Here is a 20,602-nt window from a genome sequence, read left to right as displayed (position 1 = left end):
GCGCCTTAGTCAGCGCCTTTATTCGGATTGCTCAGGCGACTTCTGCGATCAGTTCGATTTCGACGCAGGCGCCCATCGGGATCTGCGCCACGCCGAAGGCCGAGCGGGCATGCTTGCCGGCGTCGCCGAAGACTTCACCCAGCAGCTCGGAAGCGCCATTGGTCACCAGGTGCTGCTCGGTGAAATCGCTGGTGGAGTTCACCAGGCTCATCACCTTGACGATGCGCTTGACGCGGGTGAGGTCGCCGCCTACGGCCGCCTGCAGCGTGCCGATCAGGTCGATGGCGATGGCGCGCGCGGCCTGCTTGCCTTCGGCGGTCTCGATATTCTTGCCCAGCTGGCCAGTCCATACGCTGCCATCGGCGCGCTTGGCGATATGGCCCGACAGGAACACCAGGTTGCCGGTCTGTGCGTACATGACGTAGGCGGCGGCCGGCGTTGCAGGCGCGGCCAGGGTGATATCGAGCGCTTCGAGTTTTTCGTAGACAGACATGGCGTCTCCAGACTTGTGAAAAAAATTAATCGGTGGCCGTTATTGTACTCTTGACGCAGGCTCTGCCTCCATACGGGAAAAAAACCAGATAGTCCACGGTTTCAACGCCGTTTTACCCCCATTTTGCGGCCGACGCCTACCGTGGCGATCACGGCGATTGCGAAAACCACAGTTTGCCAGTCGAGCGCTTCGCCCAGGAACACGGCCGCGCCCAGCAGGCTCAAAAACGGTTGCACCAGTTGCACCTGGCCCACCCGGGCCACGCCGCCCAGCGCCATGCCGCGATACCAGAAAAAGAAGCCGATAAACATCGAAAACACGCACGTATAGGCAAACCCGGCCCAGGCGGCGGGATCGGCCGCCGCGATCAGTGCCGCGTCGCGCCAGCACAGCCAGGCCACGACCGGCACCAGTGGCGGCGCGGCCAGCACCAGCGCCCAGCAGATGGTGTGCTGGCCGCCCAGGGTTTGCGACAGCCGGCCGCCGGCTGCGTACCCCATGGCTGCCAGCAGCACGGCGGCAAAGATGGCCAGGTCGGCCGCGTGCAACCCGGCGCCGCCCTGGCGCAGCGCAAAGCCCGCCACCAGCGCCGAGCCGCACACGGCCATGATCCAGAAACCGCGCGACGGCTTTTCGCCGCCGAGCAGGGCGGCAAACACGGCGGTGGCCAGCGGCAGGATGCCGACCAGCACGGCGCCGTGGGCGGCGGGGAGGGTACGCATGGCGATCGAGGTCAGCCACGGAAAGCCGATCACGCAGCCGAGCGCCACCAGTGTCAGCGGCAGCCAGGCGCCGCGCGGCGGCCAGCTGGCGCGCTGCCACACCAGCCAGGCGCCGGCCAGCACCGCCGCGCCCAGCGCCCTGGCCAGCGCCACGAACATCGGCGACAGCCCATCGGGTGCGAAGTCGGTGCCGCCCACGGCCAGGCGGGTGAAGGGCAGGGTCAGGCTGAAGATGGCCACGCCTGCCAGGCCCAGCAACATGCCCCTGGAATCGTCGGAAGTGATGGAAGCGGATATGGTGTATGCGGTCATGGTGTCGCCCTGGTATCGATGGTATTCATGCTACGTGACAAAACCAGTACAGTGCCGGTACACTTGACCATATAATGACTTGCACTGTGATGGTGAGATGACCAATACAAGAAACCTGCCTTCGATGCTCGGCGCGGCCGCCTCCCGCGCGGCGCAAGCCGTGGCCGAGGCGCTGGCGGCGCAGGCCGAGCGCGAAGCCGGTAAGGAGACGGCGGCAATCGCCGGCTTGCCTTCGGATGTAGCCGACTCGGGGCGGGCTATGCCGCGCGCTGCCATACAGTCCAGGGGCGCCACGGCAGCCGCCTCCGTGGCAGCAACGTCAGCCACGCGGCCAGTCACGCGGCCGGCAGCGGGCGCCATGGTTGGCCTGCTGTCGCGCGACTCGGGCGAAACGCTGATCGACCAGATCGTCCGCTCGGTAGCGGCCCGCATCGATGGGCGCCTGCTGCGCGGTGGCGCGCGCATGCCGTCGATCCGGTCGTTCGCGGCCACCCATGGCGTGTCGCCGTTCACGGTGGTGGCCAGCTACGACAAGCTGGTGGCCGCCGGTTACCTGGAATCGCGGCGCGGCGCCGGCTTTTTCGTGCGCGAACGCTTGCCGATGGCGCTTAACGCCGCCGAGTCCGCCTTTAGCGCGACCGCTGCCAGCGATCCGGCCAGCAAGCCGATCGACGTGGTGTGGCTGGTCCGTAATATGTTCCGCCAGATGCCGCACCAGCACATGCCCGGCACCGGTGTGTTACCGGCCGACTGGCTCGACGGCGCGGCGATCGCCAATGCGCTGCGCGCGGTCAGCCGCCAGAATGCCAATTTGCTGCTCAACTATGGCGTGCCGCAGGGCTTTTTGCCGCTGCGCCAGCAGTTGCAGCACAAGCTGGCCGAGCTGGAAATCGCCGCCGCGCCGGAACAGATCGTCACCACCGCCGGCGTCACCCAGGCGCTGGACCTGGTCGCGCGCGAGTTCTCCCGGCCCGGCGACACGATTTTTGTCGATGATCCCGCCTGGTTTTTGATGTTTGGCTCGTTTGCGGCGCTGGGCGCCAAGGTGATCGGCATTCCACGCCTGGGCGACGGCCCCGACGTGGCCCGGCTGGCCGAACTGGCCGCCATCCATCGACCGAAGCTGTTCATCATCAATTCGGTACTGCACAACCCCAGCTCGACATCGCTGTCGGCGGCCAAGGCGTTCCAGGTGCTCAAACTGGCGGAAGAACACGACTTCATCCTGGTCGAGGACGATATCTATTGCGATCTGCACCCGGGTAGCGCGGTACAGCCGGCCACCCGGCTGGCCGCGCTCGACCAGTTGCAGCGGGTGATCTACCTCGGCGGCTTTTCCAAGACCATGGCCGCCAACCTGCGGGTGGGCTTTATCGCCACCTCGCTCGAGCGGGCCGAGCGGCTGGCCGACCGCAAGATGCTCTCCACGCTCACCACCAGCGACATCGGCGAACGGGTAGTGTATAAAGTGCTGTCCGAAGGCTCGTACCGCAAGCATGTCGAACGTGTGCGTGCCAGGCTCGACAGCGTGCGCGCCAAGACCCTGCGCCAGATGGAGCGGGTAGGATTAACGGTCGTGCACGCGGCGCCGGCCGGCATGTTCGTCTGGGCCGACGCCGGCTGCGACACCAACGCCCTGGCCGAGCGCGCCATGGCCGAACACCTGCTGCTGGCGCCCGGCAGCCTGTTTTCACCAACCCAGCTGCCATCGACCTTCATGCGCTTGAACGTGGCGGCGATGCAGGAACCGGCGGTATGGCGTTTTTTGGAAAAGATCAACATCAAATAGGAACTTGTGCAAATGAGTGATCCCGCGCTCGTGCCTGGACCTCAACATCAAATCCCGGCACTGCTAATGACGCTTGGTGAATTAATCCGCCAGGCACGCCAGCGCGCGTTACGCGCTGTGGATACCATCCAGGTGCAAACCTGTTGGGAGTTGGGGCGTCATATCGTCGAGTTTGAACAGGGCGGTGTCGCACGCGCAGCTTACGGCAAGCGCTTGTTGCCCGAACTGGCCAAGGCATTGACAGCCGAGTTTGGTAAGGGTTTCGATGCATCCAACCTGCGGTATATGCGCCTGTTTTATCACGCTTTTCCAAAGTGTGACGCACTGCGTCACGAATTGAGCTGGACACACTATCGTACCTTGCTGCGGGTCGATAGCGAAACGGCCAGAACCTGGTACATGAACGAGGCGGCCGCCCAGAACTGGAGTTCGCGAGCGCTTGAACGTCAGATCGGCACACTGTATTACGAACGCCTGCTGGCCAGCCGGGACCGCGCCGCAGTCGAACAGGAGGCCACCCGAATGACTGAGGCGAACGCGAATCCGCGGGAATTTGTACGCGATCCGGTGCTGCTCGAGTTCCTTGGCGTGCCTGGAGCCGGGGTGCTGTTGGAAAGTGAGCTCGAACAAGCATTGATGGGGCAGCTAGAGGCTTTTCTGCTCGAACTGGGCAAGGGTTTCGCCTTTGTCGCCCGCCAGCAGCGCATCAGCACCGAGAGCCGTGACTTCTATGTCGACCTGGTGTTTTACAACTACCTGCTCAAGTGCTTCGTTATTTTCGACCTGAAGCGAGGCGAGCTTACTCATCAGGACATCGGGCAAATGGATATGTATGTACGCATGTACGACGATCTCAAACGCGGACCAGACGATAACCCTACCGTCGGCATCATATTGTGCACCCACAAGGACGCGTCGGTGGTTCGTTATTCTGTGTTGCACGGCCATGAACAATTATTCGCCAGCAAATACAAACTCATCCTGCCCAGCGAGGAAGAGCTTCGTGCCGAACTCGATCGTGAGCGCGCCCGCTTGCAACTGGCCCAACAGCGTGATAACGACAATTAACATCCGAAAAAACCCGGCGTCGGCATCTCGCGCAACCCGGCTTTGCTTCCAGAGCGAAACAGGCGTTATCATGCTGGCGCCCGTAGTGCAGGGGCGGCCTTGAAATTCTTGTGGTCAGCCCCATAACCCGGACACCAACAACATTTTCCATCGAGGACATAATGACGGCACCAGAAAAACAAACCCTTGGCTTTCAAGCGGAAGTAAAACAGCTGCTGCAGCTGATGATCCACTCGCTATACTCCAACAAGGAAATCTTCCTGCGCGAGCTGATCTCCAACGCCTCCGACGCGTCGGACAAGCTGCGCTTTGAAGCGATCAACAACGACGCCCTGTACGGCAACGACCACGAGCTGAAGATCAAGGTCGGCTTCGACAAGGCCGCGCGCACCATCACCATCTCGGACAACGGTATCGGCATGAGCCGCGACGAGACCATTTCGCACCTGGGCACCATCGCCAAGTCGGGCACCAAGGAATTCTTCGGCAAACTGTCGGGCGACCAGCAAAAAGATGCGGCCCTGATTGGCCAGTTCGGCGTGGGTTTCTACTCGGGCTTCATCATCGCCGACAAGATCACCGTGGAAACCCGCCGTGCCGGCCTCGATGCGTCGGAAGGCGTGCGCTGGGAATCGGGCGGCGAGGGCGACTATTCGATCGAGCAGATCGAAAAAACCGGCCGTGGCACCGACATCATCCTGCACCTGCGCGAAGGCGAGGACGAGTTCCTGTCGTCGTGGAAGCTCAAATCGATCATCCGCAAGTACTCGGACCATATCTCGCTGCCGATCGTGATGCAGAAGGAAGAGTACGACGAAGAGAAAAAGGAAACCGTCCTGCGCGACGAGACCGAAACCGTCAACCAGGCCAGCGCCCTGTGGGCCCGCAGCAAGTCCGAGATCACGCCGGAACAGTACGACGAGTTCTACAAGCACGTCTCGCACGACTTCCAGTCGCCGCTGACCTACACCCACAACCGCGTGGAAGGCCGCAGCGAGTACACCCAGCTGCTGTACATCCCGGCCAAGGCGCCGTTCGACCTGTGGGACCGCAACAAGCGTGGCGGCCTCAAACTGTACGTCAAGCGCGTATTCATCATGGACGACGCCGAGCAGCTGATGCCGACGTACCTGCGCATGGTCAAGGGCGTGATCGACTCGGCCGACCTGCCGCTGAACGTTTCGCGTGAAATCCTGCAAGAGTCGCGCGACGTGCGCGTGATCCGCGAAGGTTCGACCAAGCGTGTGATCGGCATGCTGGAAGAGCTGGCCAACGCCGACGAGCAGGAAAAGAAAGACAAGTACGCGACCTTCTGGACCGAGTTCGGCCAGGTGCTCAAAGAGGGCATCGGCGAGGACGCGGCCAACAAGGACCGCCTGGCCAAGCTGCTGCGCTTTGCCTCGACTGCCAACGACAACGACGAGCAGACCGTCTCGCTGGAGCAGTACCTGGCGCGTGCGAAAGAAGGCCAGGACAAGATTTATTACGTCACGGCCGACAATTACGTCGCCGCCAAGAACAGTCCGCACCTGGAAATCTTCCGCAAGAAAGGCGTGGAAGTGCTGCTGCTGACCGACCGCGTTGATGAATGGATGTTGTCGTTCCTGACCGAGTTCGATGGCAAGGAACTGGTGTCGGTGGCCAAGGGCGGCCTCGACCTGGGCGCGCTGGAAGACGAAGCCGAGAAGAAAGAGCACGAAGAAACCCAGACCTCGTACCAGGACCTGGTGGGCAAGATGAAGGAAGCGCTGGCCGACAAGGCCAAGGACGTGCGCGTGACGTTCCGCCTGACCGACTCGCCAGCCTGCCTGGTGGCCGATGAAAACGAACTGTCGGGCAACCTGCTGCGCATGTTGAAAGCGGCTGGCCAGAACGCGCCGGAATCGAAGCCTATCCTGGAAATCAACCCGGACCACCCGCTGGTGCAGCGTTTGAAGGCGGAAGACGTGGCCAGCTCGTTTGCCGACTGGGCCAACATCCTGTTCGACCAGGCCCTGCTGGCCGAAGGCGGTTCGCTGGCCGATCCGGCCTCGTTCGTCAAGCGCTTGAACGAGCTGCTGCTGAGCGCGAAGTAATCTCGGGCCAGGCGCAAGTCGCCTGACGCACATGGCCTGTCATCGCTGACGGGCCATTTTTTTATTCGCCGAAGATAAAATGCGGCTTCTTGGGCGGTGGGCATCCTTCCGGGCCCGGCGACGTCTGCTTGCCGGTCTCGTCGAACTTCTTGCCGCAGTCGAGCACCTTGCCATTTTTGAAGCTGAAAATGCTGGCCACCTTGCCGTTGGGGTGATAGCAGATATTGTCGCCGTCGCGGTTGGTCGTGCCGTAGCTGATCATGGCCACGCCGTTGACGGTACGCTTGTCGTGGCCGATGCGCGGTTCGGTACACTTGAGCTGGCCACTCTCGAAATACGTGTTCAATACCGACCTGTCCGCGACACGATCGACCAGCAGCTCGTCCTTCACCTTGCCGTTGGCGTACCAGCTGCGGCCCTCCTGGCGCGCGCCGAACTGGAACACGTAATCGTATTCCGGTTTGCCGTTGGCAAAATAGGTGCGGTGATAATCACACACATCGTCCCGGTCCCACTGGTATTCGTTGAAGCTGCAGCGCCGGATATCGTTGATCAGCTGGCCGTTCTCCGCGTAGTCGCGCAACCAGGTTTCCAGTTGTCCCTTGATGACCGCCAGCCGCTCGGGCTTGCCGTTCGGGTAGTAGCGTGCATGGAGCCCGTCTTTTTTGCCCATCTTCCACGTGGTGTCGAGTCGCAGGATCTTGCCGGTGTCGTCGTAGGCGCGTTCGCGCCCGTCCAGCTGGCCGTTGCGGTAGGTGGCCGAATAGATCACGGCGCCGTCGGGTGCGTAGCGCGTGCGGGCGCCGTCGAGCACGTCCATATTGTAGTGGTCGCGCAGGCGCAGCTTGCCGTCGGCGGTCGTGGCGATTGCTTCACCGTGCTTCTTGCCTTTGACAAAATTTGCGCGCATGGTCGTGGCGACATCGCCATCCCGGTAAAAGAAGGTCCAGGGTCCGCTGCGCAAATCATCCTGGAACGCTCCCCGGCCGTCGTCGATAATCCACGGGCCTTGCCGGCTGCCCTTGACGTACTCGCCGCGTTCGATGACTTTGCTGCCCATGGTGCGCTCGTAAGGTCCGTTGAGCTCGCCGCCGGCATAAGTGTCGAAGCCGGTCACGTCGTCGTCGCCGTTATAGTTGATGACCGTCCAGCGGCCTTCGCGCTTACCGGCACGCAAGACGCCGTCTTCGCTGAAGCGCGGTCCCGCGTAATGCCATTGACCCTCGGCTACGCCATTGACGTAAGCGCCCTTGCTTTCGCCTTCGCGCAGCCCGCTGCGCTCCCACATGCCCTGGCGCTTGCCGTTGACGTAGTTGCCACGTTCGATGACCGCGTTGTCATCCCATGCCAGGCTATAGAACACGGAGGGACCATCGGGTTTGCCGTCAAATTCCTGTGGCGCGGTTTCCCACGCCAGTTGCCAGAGCCGGTAATTGGGCAAGCTGCTGCCCATGTCGCTGTCCAGGGTGTAGGTCGCGGTGAGGAAGCGGCCGTTCTTCTTCCCGAAAATCTTCTTGTACGTGACCGCATCCTTGCTGTCCGGCGCCGCCCGCTGGCCATCGGCCGTGTAGTAACCCATGACAGTGCCGGTAGTGTGGTCGACGCCGTCGAAGTCGGGGTTGCCACTTTTGCCACCCACGCGCCCGTCCACGCTGTAGTCGAGCGGCGCCAGTTCCGCCAGCGCCGCCTTGACGCGCGCGGCATTGAGCGCGGTGTCAGCCTTGGCAATGCGGTCGAGCGCAGGCTGCAGGGCGGCCAGTCGCACGTAGTTGCCCAGGGCCTGGTGGTAGCGGTAGGCGCGCAAGCCCTGTTTGCCATCGAGGCGCAGCAGGACCAGCATGGTCTGGTGCTCGGGCGCCGGATCGCGGTCGAGTGCAGCATAGAACACTGAACGGATATCGGCCTTGCCGAAAGTGTCGAGCTTGCGCGCTTTGGCATTGGCCAGGGGCTCGCCGTTCGTCCCGGTGCAGGCGCAGTAGTAAGCGGTGACGCCGCCGGCTTCCTTGATGAAGGCGATATCGGCACCGCTGTCCTGCGAGGAAGTAACGACCGGGTGGGCCAGGGATTTGCCCTCGTAGAACGGTGCAGCGTGGACCAGATGGACTGGGGAAGCAAGCGCTGCGGCCAACAACACCGCAAGCAGCTTGGCAGGAGGCAAGCACCGCATTCAGACTCCTGCCAGCGTCAGCCTGGCGCAAAACTCTTCCAGCAGTTGCGCGCCTTCCGGCCAGGCGCCGTAGCCGGCGTCGCCGTTGATGTGACCGGCATCGCCGATCTCGACGCAGACGCTGCCCCAGGCCAGCGCGAATTCGCGCGCTCGCTCGATCGATACGTACGGATCGTTGTTGCTGGCAATGACCAGGGTGGGGAAGGGCAGTGGCGCCAGCTGCATCGGCTGGAAGCCGGTGGTGCAGTCCGGGTAGGACGGGGCGTCGGTGTCGGAAGGCGCCACCAGGAAGGCGCCGGCCACCTGGTGGCCAGATCCCGATGCGGCCCAGCGCGTGACCAGTGCGCAGCTCAGGCTGTGGGCAACCAGCACCGGCGGCGTGGCGCAGCGGGCGATGGCGGCGTCCAGTTCAGCCACCCATTCGTCGGCATCAGGCGTCTCCCAGTCGCGGTGGGGCACCCGTACCCAGTCCGGGTGCTGTTGTTCCCAGTGGCTCTGCCAGTGCGCGGGGCCGGAATTCCACAGGCCTGCCAATACCAGTACTTCTTGCGCCATAACGACTCCCATAGATGATCCAAGAGACATGATTCTACCGAAAAACTTTTTTTGAACTTTTTTCAAAAAAATTCAAATAAACCCTCAAGTTCTCCAAAACCTTGCCGTTACCTGGTTCAGGATGCGGGAAAAAGCAGGTAAAGACCGCTCCAGGTTGCATGAAGGTAGCCGAAAATAATTAAAAATTTTTTCGTGGAAACCCTAAAGTTCTCCAAAAAGCTGCCGTAACCGGGTTAGATGTAGCAAAAAAGCGTCGCTTGCATGAAGTTTTTTAGTCCCGTTCCACCGTTTTTTCAGGACGAATTTGAAGACTGCCAGCCACCAGAAGTCTGCGCCGCAAGGGCGTAGAGCCTCGATCTGCGAGTGTTTGTAAGACAAACACCGACGGGTCGCGTTCGCTATTTCCTGACGGAAAATACGGAGGAACACCTCTTCTCGTATTTTTGTTGCTCCCGCAGAATGTATCTCACTGGAAACGTAATTCCATAGTGAAATATACGAAACACACGAACTACTGGGAGATGGAAATGACTGCAAACGACATGATGGCTGAGATCCGCGATGCTAACCTGAGCTACCTGATGCTCGCGCAGCAAATGATCCGCGCTGACAAGGTCACCGCGATCTTCCGTCTCGGCGTCTCCGCCGAAATCGCCGAGCTGATCGAAGGCATGAGCAACGCTCAAATCCTCAAGCTCGCTGGCGGCAACATGATGCTGGCCCGCTTCCGCTTCGACGACAGCGCCATCCTGTCGATGCTGACCAACTATAATAAAGACCGCACCCTGGCGCAGTCGCACGCCGCCATCCTGATGGCCGGCCAGGCCGTTGAAGAAATCGCATAATCTATCTATCAGCAGCCGGGAGCCCAGATCATGACCAAGAAAAGCGTAGTCTCCGAAGCCCAGGAAATTCAACTGGCCATCGAACTGATCCAACTGGGCGCACGCCTGCAGTTGCTCGAGTCGGAAGTGTCGCTGTCGCGCGAGCGCCTGCTCAAGCTCTATAAAGAGCTGCGCGGCATGTCGCCACCGAAAGGCATGCTGCCGTTTTCGACCGACTGGTTCCTGACCTGGCAGCCGAACATCCATTCTTCGCTGTTCATCAACATTCACCAGTTTTTGGTGACCCACGCTGGCGCTTCCGGCATCCAGGCCGTGATGAAGGCTTACCAGTTGTACCTCGAACAAATGCCGCCGGCCCCGGGCGAAGAGCCGCTGCTGTCGCTCACCCGGGCCTGGACCCTGGTGCGTTTCTTCAGCAGCAAGATGCTGGAAACCGCGCCTTGCAACAAATGCCAGGGAAAATTCGTGGTCAACGCCATGGACCTGCACGGCAGTTACGTGTGCGGCCTGTGCCACATGCCTTCCCGCGCCGGCAAGACCAAGGCGGCGCAAAAAGCGCGCGACGCCGAACTGGCCGACGCCGAAGCGCTGGCTGCCTGATCGGCCTCGGTTTCTTGCCTGGTCCGTCCTACCTCTCGACAATGGTCCGCACGCCCGCCGTGCGGGCCTTGCTGATCCAGTGCGGCGCCGCGCCGCTCACGCTGGTGCTGGTTTACCTCCTGGCCTCGCTCCGTCTTCCCTGGTTTTACCCGGTTAACTACCTGACCGTGGCCGTGATCCACGGCCTGCTCGCGGCTGCCATTACCTGGCGGGTGGGGCTGGCGCCGTGGTGGCGGCTCATCGAGTTCCTGTTTCCGCTGGCGGTGCTGGCCACGCTGGCGCTGCATTTGCCGCCGTGGATCTTCCTGCTGGTATTTCTCGTCCTGTTGGGCTGGTACTGGTCCACGTTCCGTACCCAGGTGCCGTACTACCCGTCCAGTCCGGACGTGTGGGATGCCGTGCGCCAGCAACTGCCACCGCCGTCCACCACCGGCCAACCGCTGCGGGTGATCGACATCGGCAGCGGGCTCGGTGGTTTCGTGCTGTATATGGCCAGGGTACGGCCCGATATCGAGGTGGTCGGCATCGAGCTGGCGCCGTTGCCGTGGCTGGTCAGCTGGCTGCGGGCGCGCATTGCTGGCAGCCGGGCCCGGTTTATCCGCGGCGATTACGAGCAGCTCGACTTCGGCCAGTTCAACCTGGTGTTCGCCTACCTGTCGCCGGCGGTGATGGCGCCTTTGTGGCGCAAGGCAGAGGCGGAAATGTGTCATGGCGACACGCTCATCAGCTACGAGTTTGCAATTGACGCGAGAAAGCCCGATCTGGTCATTCACGCCACAAACACATCAACTCCCCTCTATAAATGGTGCTTTTAAGCATCATTCGGCGTTATTCGCTTGCCCGTCAGCACTCAGACACGCTATTGTAGTTCTACACGTAAATTTTATGAAATCGGGCCGCCGTTAGTTAATGTTTTGGCCCTTTTTCTTTTTCGGGAGTCTTACTTGTTTGTCATCATCGGTTATGTCGTCATCATGGTCGGCGTCTTTGGCGGTTACGCCATGGCGGGCGGGCACCTGGCTGCGCTGTTCCAGCCGCTCGAGCTGGTGATGATCGGCGGCGGCGCCTTCGGCGCTTTCATTGCCGGTAACAATGCCAAGACCATCAAGGCCACCATGGGCGCCATGCCCAAGTTGCTCAAGGGCTCGCGCTTCAATAAAGACCTGTACATGGAGCTCATGTCGCTGATGTTCGACGTGCTGTCCAAGGTCCGCAAGGAAGGCCTGATGTCGATCGAAGGCGATATCGACAGTCCCGAACAAAGCCCGGTGTTCAGCAAATACCCGAGCGTCCTGTCCGATCATCACATCGTCGAATTCATCACCGATTACCTGCGCCTGATGGTGTCCGGGAATATGGATGCGTTCCAGATCGAAAACCTGATGGACAACGAGATCGACACCCACCACCACGAGGGCGCAGCGCCGGCCCACGCGATTGCCCGCCTGGGCGACGGCATGCCCGCTTTCGGTATCGTGGCGGCGGTGATGGGCGTGGTGCACACGATGGAAAACGTCGGTTTGCCACCGGCCGAGCTGGGCATCCTGATCGCCCACGCGCTGGTCGGTACCTTCCTCGGTATTCTGCTGGCCTACGGTTTTGTTGCGCCGCTGGCCAGCTTGCACGAACAGAAGCTGGAAGAAGAAACCAAGATGTACCAGTGCGTCAAGGTCATCCTGCTGGCCAGCCTCAACGGCTATGCGCCGGCGCTGGCCGTGGAGTTCGGCCGCAAGGTGCTGTACTCGACCGAGCGCCCGACCTTCAGCGAGCTGGAAGACCACATCAAGAAATCGAAATCCAAGTGATGAATTTTCTGATGTTCAGCCAACCAAGGAACCGCCATGGCTGAAGAAGGCTTACGGCCGATTATTGTCAAACGCATCAAGAAGCACGGCGGCGGTCACCACGGCGGCGCGTGGAAGATCGCCTATGCCGACTTCGTGACGGCGATGATGGCGTTCTTCCTGTTGATGTGGCTGCTCGGCTCTACCACCAAGGGAGACTTGAACGGTATCTCCGAATACTTCAAGACGCCGTTGAAGGTGGCGATGCAGGGCGGCTCTGGCAGCGGCGACAGCAGCTCGGTGATCCAGGGCGGCGGCACCGACCTGACCCGCAAGACCGGCCAGGTCAAGGCCAGCGACAACCCGACCGAACAGAAAACCTACAACCTCAACGCGGCCAAGAAGGCGCTCGAGGCCGAGGAAAAAGAACGCCTGAAAAACCTCAAGCAAAAGATCGAGCAAAAGATCGACGCCAACCCGGTGCTGACCAAGTTCAAGAACCAGCTGCTGCTCGACATCACCAGCGAAGGCTTGCGGATCCAGATCGTCGACGAGCAGAATCGGCCGATGTTCAATTCGGCGCGCGCCGAGTTGCAGCCGTATTTCAAGGAAATCCTGCACGAGATCGGCTTCGTGCTCAATGACGTGCCGAACCGCATCGGCCTGACCGGCCATACCGATTCCACGCCGTACATGAGCGAGACCGGTTACAGCAACTGGGAGCTGTCGGCCGACCGCGCCAACGCCTCGCGCCGCGAGCTGATCGTCGGCGGCATGGCCGACGCCAAAGTGCTGCGGGTGGTGGGGCTGGCTTCTGCCGCCAACCTCGACAAGGCTGATCCGTTCAACCCGATCAACCGCCGCATCAGCATCCTGGTGATGAACAAGCGCACCGAGGAAAGCGTGATCCGCGATGGCGGCCGCCAGATCGAGGTGGGCGCCGAAGAGGGCGCGGTCGAGGATGCACCGGCTGCGCCGGCAGCGGCGCCGTCGGGACCGCCGGTCCGCAAGTAACGATTGATGTTCAAAATACGTAGCAAGCAGTAATCAAGAGACTTATATGACGAGAAAAAAAATCCTGGGGTCGCATGTCAAACGCCTGATGTCGGGCGTGTCCGACCACGGGCGCAAGCATCTGACCGAGGTTGAAACCGACCTGATCCAGACCCGGCTGCTGCTGGAGGAAGCGATCGAGAAGCTTTCTTTCAACTTCATGGCCATTCACCAGGCGGTGGCGGGCGAACAGCCCACCATCCAGAAGCTGCTCGACGGCGCCGACATCACGCCCGAACAGCGCACCCAGCTCGAAGCGCTGCCGGGCCAGGTGGGCGGCTACGTCAACGCGGCCGTGGTCAGCCTGCAATTCCAGGACATGACCAGCCAGCTGATCGACCGCACCCTGAAACGGGTGACCGGCCTGCGCGAGTTTCTCGGCACGCTGGGCGAACACGGCGCCGAGATGGTGCCCGAGAGCGACAACGAACAAATCGTCGAATTGCTCGGCAAGGTGAGCATGGCGCTGGCGATCCAGAGCCTGGAGTTGCGCAGCGTGCTGCGCAAGGCCGTACATCAGCAACACATGGAGAGCGGCGACATCGAACTGTTCTGAAGGCATACCTTCGAACACCGCCGATACGATAGCAACAGCCGGAGCTCCGGCAACATAAAGTGAGAACCAAGATGGCCAAGACAATACTTGCAGTTGATGATTCCAGTTCCCAGCGCCAGATGGTGGCCTTCAGCCTGAAGGCGGCCGGCTACGACGTGGTCGAAGCCGTGGACGGCATGGACGGCCTGGAAAAAGCCAAGCTGCAACAGGTCGACATGGTGTTGACCGACCAGAACATGCCGCGCATGGATGGCCTGGAACTGATCAAGCTGCTGCGCCAGCTGCCCAGCTACGCCAAGACCCCGATCCTGATGCTGACCACCGAGTCGTCGGATGAGATGAAGAACAAGGGCCGCGCTGCCGGCGCCAACGGCTGGCTGGTCAAGCCGTTCGATCCGCAGCGGCTCAACGAGGTGGTGAAGAAAGTCATCGGCTGATCGGGCGCATGCAATGATGCTGAGCGAACTTTACGGAGTATCACCATGACCATCGATATAAGCCAGTTTTTCCAGGTCTTTTTCGATGAGGCCGAGGAACTGCTGGCTGAAATGGAAAGGTTGTTGCTGGCCGTCGATATCGACGCCCCCGACGCCGAGGATCTCAACGCCGTCTTCCGCACTGCCCACTCTGTCAAGGGCGGCGCCTCCACGTTCGGCGTGACCGACATGACCGAAGTGACGCACATCCTGGAGACCCTGCTCGACCGTATCCGCAAGGGCGAAATGGCGCTGACGTCCGAACACGTCGATGCGTTTTTGGCCGCCAAGGACATCCTCAAGATGCAGCTGGACGGCCATCGCCATGGCAGCGAAGTGGACCAGGACGCGGTGGGCAATATCCGCATGGTGCTGCACTCGCTGACGGAAAACGTGCCGGTGGCGGCGCTGGCCCCGGTGGCCGTGGCGTCGTTCGGCGCGGCCGATACCCAGGTGGTCGACCACAGCGGCGGCCGCCGCTACCGCCTGGAGTTGCCGGTGATGGATCACCGCGAAGTGACCGCGCTCGGCGCCGAGCTTGGCTTGATGGGCCACGTGTCGATCACGCCGCTCGACCGCGACCGCAACGCCATGGTAGTGACCACCCACGAGAGCCTGGACGACATCATCGCCATCTGCTCGTTCGTGCTGAACCCGGAAGACATGATCGTCACCGAGCTGCCGGCGCTTGACGCCGCCCAGCAGCAGCTGGAGGACGCGGCCCGCAACAAGGTCGAGAGCGACCTCGGTTACGGCTTCTTCGACGCCGTGCCGCTGCATCCTGACAATGACGCTGCAAGCGGTGGCGCCGGGGAAGGCTACGGTTTCTTCCAGCCGCTCGATGAAATCCGCGCCAATGCGCAGTCCGCCAGCGACGATGCGCGCGGCTACGGTTTCTTCCAGCCGCTGGAACAGATCCGCGCGGCCGCCGGCATCGTCAGCGATCCGGTGACGGTGCAGGAAGAAGAGAAAAAGGCTGCCAAGAAGGAAGAGAAAGAAAAGGAAAAATCCCACGCCGGCGCCGAATCGTCGTCGATCCGCGTCTCGATCGAAAAAGTGGACCAGCTGATCAACCTGGTGGGCGAACTGGTGATCACGCAGGCCATGATCGAGCAGCGCGTCGATACGCTCGACCCGATGAAGCACGAGCGGCTGCTCAACAGTGTCAGCCAGCTGACCCGCAACACCCGCGATTTGCAGGAAGCGGTGATGTCGATCCGCATGATGCCGATGGACTTCGTGTTCTCGCGCTTTCCGCGCATGGTGCGCGACCTGGCGGCCAAGCTCGGTAAAAAAGTCGACTTCATCACCAACGGCGCTGCCACCGAACTGGACAAGGGCCTGATCGAGCGCATCGTCGATCCATTGACGCACCTGGTGCGCAACTCGATCGACCACGGCATCGAAATGCCGGCTGCGCGCCGCGCCGCCGGCAAGAGCGACGCCGGCCGCCTGTTCCTGTCGGCGTCGCACCAGGGCGGCAACATCGTCATCGAAGTGTCCGATGATGGCGGCGGCTTGAACCGTGAACGGATCCTGGCCAAGGCCCAGCAGAACGGCCTGGCCGTGAGCGACAGCATGACCGACCCGGAAGTGTGGCAACTGATCTTCGCACCCGGTTTTTCCACGGCCGAAACCGTCACCGACGTGTCGGGCCGCGGCGTGGGCATGGACGTGGTGAAACGAAACATCACCGCCATGGGCGGCGTGGTCGATATCCGTTCGGCCAAGGGTTTCGGCACCACGATCTCGATCTCGCTGCCATTGACGCTGGCGATTTTGGACGGCATGTCGATCAAGGTGGGCGAGGAGGTATACATCCTGCCGCTGGGCTTCGTGATCGAATCGCTGCAGCCGACGCCGGAAGACGTGAAAGAAATCAGCGGCAAGGGCCGCGTGATCAAGGTGCGCGGCGAGTACCTGCCGCTGGTGCCGCTGTACCAGATGTTCGACATCACCCCGCGCTTTACCGACCCCAGCCAGGGCATCGTGGTCATCATCGAAACCGAGGGCCGCAAGGCCGGGCTGTTCATCGACGACCTGGTGGGCCAGCAGCAGGTGGTGGTCAAGAACCTGGAATCGAATTACCGCAAGGTGGCCGGCATTTCCGGCGCCACCATCCTGGGTGACGGCGGCGTCTCCCTGATTCTCGACGTTGCCGCCCTGATACGCTCGTCGCGCCAGTTGGCCGATGAACAGATTTTTTCGTAGAGAGGAATTACCATGTCCGACGCATTGACCACAGGAGCGAACGAGATCGCCGGCCACGAATACCTGGCCTTCAAGCTGGGCTCGGAAGAGTACGGCATCGACATTTTGAAGGTGCAGGAAATTCGCGGCTACGAAGCCGTCACCCGTATCGCCAACGCGCCCGAGTTCATCAAGGGCGTGATCAACCTGCGCGGCATCATCATCCCGGTGGTGGACATGCGCATCAAGTTCAATCTCGGTGAACCGATCTACGACCAGTTCACCGTGGTGATCATTCTGAACATCAACGGCCGCATCGTCGGCATGGTGGTCGATTCGGTGTCCGACGTGACCACGCTCACGCCGGAACAGGTGAAGCCCGCGCCCGAGATGGGCACCGCCTTCAGCTCCGACTACATGATCGGCCTGGGCACCATCGATGAGCGCATGCTGATCCTGGTGAATATCGACAAATTGATGCTGAGCTCAGACATGGGCTTGATGGAACAAGTGGCGGCCTAAACCCAGCCCCAAAGCGGTACGCGTCCCTGCCCGCGGCGCGCCCCACAGAGGGTGCGCCAGAAGAACACCTATCACCACCGCGTGGACGTCTCCGGTGGGTAAAACACTGCAGTAACGGGGGAACAGAGATGAATTTACGCGATGTCACGATCGGTACGCGCTTGCGTGTCGGCTTTGGGGCCATCCTGGCCATCCTGGTGGTGATGGTCTTGCTGACCAACTACCTGAACTACAACAACAGCAAGCGCCTGGAAAACGGTCTCACCGTCGCCAGCGCCAAGAACCTGCAAGCGAGCATCATGAAAAGTGCGATGCTCGAGACCGGCATCGCCATGCGCAATATCGGCCTGCAATCGGACGTCAGCCTGATGCAGAAAGAAGAGCAAAAGGTCAAGGACCAGCGCGCGCTGTACGAAAAGGCGCTGGCCGACCTGAAAACCCTTGGTTTATCGAGCGAAGAGCAGGGCGTGCTGGCCGAGATCAGCAAGCTCGACGGCCAGACCGACAGCGCCTTCAAGGAAGCGCTGGCGCAAATCCTGGCGTTCAACACCGAAGGCGCGGCCAAGATCCTGTCGGGCCGGATCGACCCGCTGAACCAGCAAACGCTCGGCCAAATCAATAAACTGGTCAACCTGCAGCTGGCCAGCTCGAACCAGGTCATCGGCAGCTCGGAAGGCGCCGTGCGCTCGCTGATGTATCTGCTGTTTGGCCTCGGCGCCGCAGCGGTTGCCCTGGGCGTCGTGTGCGCGGTGGTGATCACCCGCTCGATCACGGTGCCGCTGGCGGGCGCGGTGGTGGTGGCGCAGCGCGTGGCGTCCGGCGAACTGAGCACGGAAGTTGTCGTGGTGGGCCGCGACGAAACCAGCGAGCTGTTGCAGGCGCTGCGCGACATGAACCAGAGCCTGGCCACCACGGTAGGCGAGGTGCGTGCCGGCTCCGAACTGATCACCACTGCCGCGCATGAAATTGCCGCCGGCAATGCCGACCTGTCTGCCCGTACCGAAACCCAGGCCAGCTCGCTGGAAGAAACCGCGTCGTCGATGGAAGAGCTGACGTCCACCGTCAAGCAGAACGCCGACAATGCGCGCCAGGCCAACCAACTTGCGGTTTCGGCCTCGTCGGTGGCGGAGAAGGGCGGCAACGTGGTTTCGCAAGTGGTCTCCACCATGGGCTCGATCAAGGAAAGCTCGAGCCGCATCGTCGACATCATCGGCGTGATCGACGGCATCGCCTTCCAGACCAATATCCTGGCCTTGAATGCGGCCGTGGAAGCGGCGCGTGCCGGCGAGCAGGGCCGTGGCTTTGCGGTGGTGGCGTCCGAGGTGCGCAACCTGGCGCAGCGCTCCGCCGGCGCTGCGCGCGAGATCAAGGAACTGATCAGCGACTCGGTGGACAAGGTCGATGCCGGCAGCCGCCTCGTCGATGAAGCGGGCCAGACCATGGACCTGGTGGTGACCTCGATCCGGCAAGTGGCCGACATCATGGGCGAGATCACCGCTGCCACCCAGGAGCAAAGCAACGGCATCGAGGAAGTCAACCAGGCCATCAGCCAGATGGACGAGATGACCCAGCAAAATGCCGCACTGGTGGAAGAGGCCGCCGCCGCTGCCCAGAGCATGACGGAGCAGGCCGAGATCCTGGGGCGTGCGGTCAGCATCTTCAAGCTGGCCAGCGATGGCGGCCGCAGGGCTGCGCCCCGTGTGGCAACGGTGGCCGCTGCCAGCAAGCCTGCCGCCAAGCCGGCGGCGCGCCTGGCTGCCGCTGCCAAGCCTGCTGCTGCTGCTGCTGCTGCCGAGGTTGCACCAAAGGCTGTGTCCAAGGCCGCACCCAAGAGTACACCGAAACCCATCGCCAAGCCGCAGGCTGACGAATGGGAAGAGTTTTGAACTACGCATTGATGCAACATCCAAGGACACACCATGCCGCACAGTAAAGATACCGTTAAAGAGTTCGATTTCAATGCCCGGGACTTCGAGCGCGTGCGCGGCCTGATCTATAAACGCGCCGGCATCTCGCTGGCCGACAGCAAGCAGGAAATGGTGTACAGCCGCCTGGCGCGACGCCTGCGCGCCACCGGTATTGCATCGTTCGCCAAGTACCTCGACGACCTCGAAGCCGGCCGCCTGGGCGAGGAGTGGGAGGCATTCACCAATGCGCTCACCACCAATCTGACGTCGTTCTTCCGCGAGGCGCACCACTTCCCGCTGCTGGCCGACCATATCAAGGGCAAGCGCGACACCTTGAACATCTGGTGCTCGGCCGCGTCCACCGGCGAGGAACCGTATTCGATCGCCATGACCGTGTGCGAGGCGTTCAACACGCTCACGCCCAACTGCAACATCATCGCCACCGACATCGACACCAACGTGCTGGCCCACGCCGCCAACGGCGTCTATACGATGGACCGGCTCGACAAGATGAGCCCCGAGCGCAGCCGCCGCTTTTTCCTGAAAGGCAAGGGCGAGCGCGAAGGCCAGGCCCGCGTGCGCCAGGAGCTGCGCAACATGATTACTTTCAAGCCGCTCAATCTGCTGGCCGACAGCTGGCCGGTAAGCGGCCAGTTCGACGTGATCTTTTGCCGCAACGTCATGATCTATTTCGACAAGGACACCCAGCGCAAGATCCTGTCGCGGTTCGTGCCGTTGATGAAGCCGGACGCGCTGCTGTTCGCGGGTCATTCCGAGAATTTCCTGTACGTGTCCGATGCGCTCAAGCTGCGCGGCAAGACGGTGTACGAGCTCGACGAAAAAAACCGGACCGCGGCCAAGGCGCCGCACCGCACCTAGAGAGCTGCCATGGACCTCGAACAATTTGCCACGAATCTGTACTACGACCGCACCTTCGATTGCGAAGCGGCCAAGATCCTGCCGGGCGAATACTATTTCACCAACAAGGACATGCTGATCGTGACCGTGCTGGGTTCGTGCGTATCGGCCTGCATCCGCGACCGCGTGACCGGCCTGGGCGGCATGAACCACTTCATGCTGCCCGATGGCGGCGGCGACGGCAGCCCGGTCTCGGCCTCGGCGCGCTACGGCACGTACGCAATGGAAATCCTGATCAACGACCTGCTCAAGGCCGGCGCCAAGCGTGAGAACCTGGAGGCGAAAGTCTTCGGCGGCGGCGCCGTGCTGAAAGGTTTTACGGCGATCAACGTCGGCGAACGCAATGCCGCCTTCGTGCTCAGCTTCCTGAAGACCGAACGCATCCGCGTGGTGGCCGAGGACCTGAACGACATCCATCCGCGCAAGGTGTACTTCTTCCCGCGTACCGGCAAGGTGCTGGTGAAAAAGCTGATGCAAACCCATAACGATACGCTGGTCAAGCGCGAAGTGGAGTACGCGAGCCGCCTGAAGAAAGCACCGGTCGGTGGCGAAATCGATTTGTTTTAATTT

At 61.6% G+C, this 20,602-nt stretch carries 19 protein-coding genes; 15 read left to right on the top strand and 4 right to left on the bottom strand.

Translation table 11 applies throughout. The annotated features are described in order from the left end of the window. Positions 1-31 precede the first annotated feature (31 nt). Positions 32-493 carry a RidA family protein gene (locus J2X54_RS10860; RefSeq protein WP_070246720.1) on the bottom strand — a complete coding sequence of 154 codons (462 nt, stop codon included), beginning with the start codon at positions 491-493 and terminating at the stop codon, positions 32-34. Between the two features lie 101 nt (positions 494-594). Beyond that, positions 595-1,527 carry a DMT family transporter gene (locus J2X54_RS10855; RefSeq protein ID WP_310180555.1) on the bottom strand — a complete coding sequence of 311 codons (933 nt, stop codon included), beginning with the start codon at positions 1,525-1,527 and terminating at the stop codon, positions 595-597. A 97-nt stretch (positions 1,528-1,624) separates the two neighbouring features. On the opposite strand from J2X54_RS10855, the gene J2X54_RS10850 reads away from it, so the two are divergent. The 3 genes from J2X54_RS10850 to htpG all read left to right on the top strand — a co-directional run bounded on the left by J2X54_RS10850 (position 1,625) and on the right by htpG (position 6,459). Beyond that, a complete protein-coding gene (locus J2X54_RS10850) occupies positions 1,625-3,316 on the top strand; it encodes a PLP-dependent aminotransferase family protein (RefSeq protein ID WP_310180553.1) in 1,692 nt (563 codons plus the stop codon). Between the two features lie 12 nt (positions 3,317-3,328). Next, on the top strand, positions 3,329-4,384 hold the full coding sequence (locus J2X54_RS10845) for a PDDEXK nuclease domain-containing protein (protein ID WP_310180551.1): 1,056 nt from the start codon (positions 3,329-3,331) through the stop codon (positions 4,382-4,384). Positions 4,385-4,545: 161 nt separating this feature from the next. Next, positions 4,546-6,459: a molecular chaperone HtpG gene (htpG, locus tag J2X54_RS10840; RefSeq protein WP_310180549.1), complete on the top strand. Its 1,914-nt coding sequence runs from the start codon at positions 4,546-4,548 to the stop codon at positions 6,457-6,459. A gap of 61 nt (positions 6,460-6,520) precedes the next feature. Here the strand turns inward: htpG and J2X54_RS10835 are convergent, their stop codons facing one another. Beyond that, positions 6,521-8,626, bottom strand: a complete 2,106-nt coding sequence (locus tag J2X54_RS10835) for a hypothetical protein (RefSeq protein WP_310180547.1) — start codon at positions 8,624-8,626, stop codon at positions 6,521-6,523. After that, on the bottom strand, positions 8,627-9,181 hold the full coding sequence (locus tag J2X54_RS10830; RefSeq protein ID WP_070246725.1) for an alpha/beta hydrolase: 555 nt from the start codon (positions 9,179-9,181) through the stop codon (positions 8,627-8,629). A 527-nt stretch (positions 9,182-9,708) separates the two neighbouring features. On the opposite strand from J2X54_RS10830, the gene flhD reads away from it, so the two are divergent. From flhD to cheD, 12 genes are all read left to right on the top strand, one after another. After that, entirely contained in the window at positions 9,709-10,026 is a 318-nt protein-coding gene (gene flhD, locus J2X54_RS10825; RefSeq protein WP_070246750.1) for a flagellar transcriptional regulator FlhD, read from the top strand. 30 nt (positions 10,027-10,056) lie between these two features. Next, positions 10,057-10,626: a flagellar transcriptional regulator FlhC gene (flhC, locus tag J2X54_RS10820; RefSeq protein ID WP_070246726.1), complete on the top strand. Its 570-nt coding sequence runs from the start codon at positions 10,057-10,059 to the stop codon at positions 10,624-10,626. 41 nt (positions 10,627-10,667) lie between these two features. Next, complete coding sequence (locus tag J2X54_RS10815) at positions 10,668-11,441, top strand: methyltransferase domain-containing protein (RefSeq protein ID WP_310180544.1); 774 nt, start codon at positions 10,668-10,670, stop codon at positions 11,439-11,441. 129 nt (positions 11,442-11,570) lie between these two features. Further along, on the top strand, positions 11,571-12,431 hold the full coding sequence (gene motA / locus J2X54_RS10810) for a flagellar motor stator protein MotA (RefSeq protein WP_070246728.1): 861 nt from the start codon (positions 11,571-11,573) through the stop codon (positions 12,429-12,431). Between the two features lie 36 nt (positions 12,432-12,467). Then, entirely contained in the window at positions 12,468-13,424 is a 957-nt protein-coding gene (motB, locus tag J2X54_RS10805) for a flagellar motor protein MotB (protein ID WP_310180543.1), read from the top strand. Positions 13,425-13,470: 46 nt separating this feature from the next. Then, entirely contained in the window at positions 13,471-14,019 is a 549-nt protein-coding gene (locus tag J2X54_RS10800) for a chemotaxis protein (protein ID WP_070246730.1), read from the top strand. Positions 14,020-14,090: 71 nt separating this feature from the next. Continuing rightward, the gene (locus tag J2X54_RS10795) at positions 14,091-14,456 is read left to right on the top strand and encodes a response regulator (protein WP_310180541.1); all 366 of its coding nucleotides are present in this window, start codon (positions 14,091-14,093) and stop codon (positions 14,454-14,456) included. A 45-nt stretch (positions 14,457-14,501) separates the two neighbouring features. Next, positions 14,502-16,706 (top strand): chemotaxis protein CheA, encoded by a 2,205-nt coding sequence (cheA, locus tag J2X54_RS10790; RefSeq protein ID WP_310180540.1) that lies wholly within the window; start codon positions 14,502-14,504, stop codon positions 16,704-16,706. Between the two features lie 12 nt (positions 16,707-16,718). Further along, positions 16,719-17,207, top strand: a complete 489-nt coding sequence (locus tag J2X54_RS10785) for a chemotaxis protein CheW (protein WP_070246733.1) — start codon at positions 16,719-16,721, stop codon at positions 17,205-17,207. Between the two features lie 128 nt (positions 17,208-17,335). Further along, positions 17,336-19,093: a methyl-accepting chemotaxis protein gene (locus J2X54_RS10780; RefSeq protein ID WP_310180537.1), complete on the top strand. Its 1,758-nt coding sequence runs from the start codon at positions 17,336-17,338 to the stop codon at positions 19,091-19,093. Positions 19,094-19,126: 33 nt separating this feature from the next. After that, a complete protein-coding gene (locus J2X54_RS10775; protein WP_070246735.1) occupies positions 19,127-19,993 on the top strand; it encodes a CheR family methyltransferase in 867 nt (288 codons plus the stop codon). Positions 19,994-20,002: 9 nt separating this feature from the next. Next, entirely contained in the window at positions 20,003-20,599 is a 597-nt protein-coding gene (gene cheD / locus J2X54_RS10770) for a chemoreceptor glutamine deamidase CheD (RefSeq protein ID WP_070246736.1), read from the top strand. Positions 20,600-20,602 lie beyond the last annotated feature (3 nt).

This window comes from Duganella sp. 3397 (genome assembly GCF_031456625.1).
Lineage (GTDB): Bacteria > Pseudomonadota > Gammaproteobacteria > Burkholderiales > Burkholderiaceae_D > Rugamonas > Rugamonas phyllosphaerae.
The sequence above is the reverse complement of the archived record's forward strand: the minus strand, read 5'-3'. Positions and strand labels throughout refer to the sequence as shown.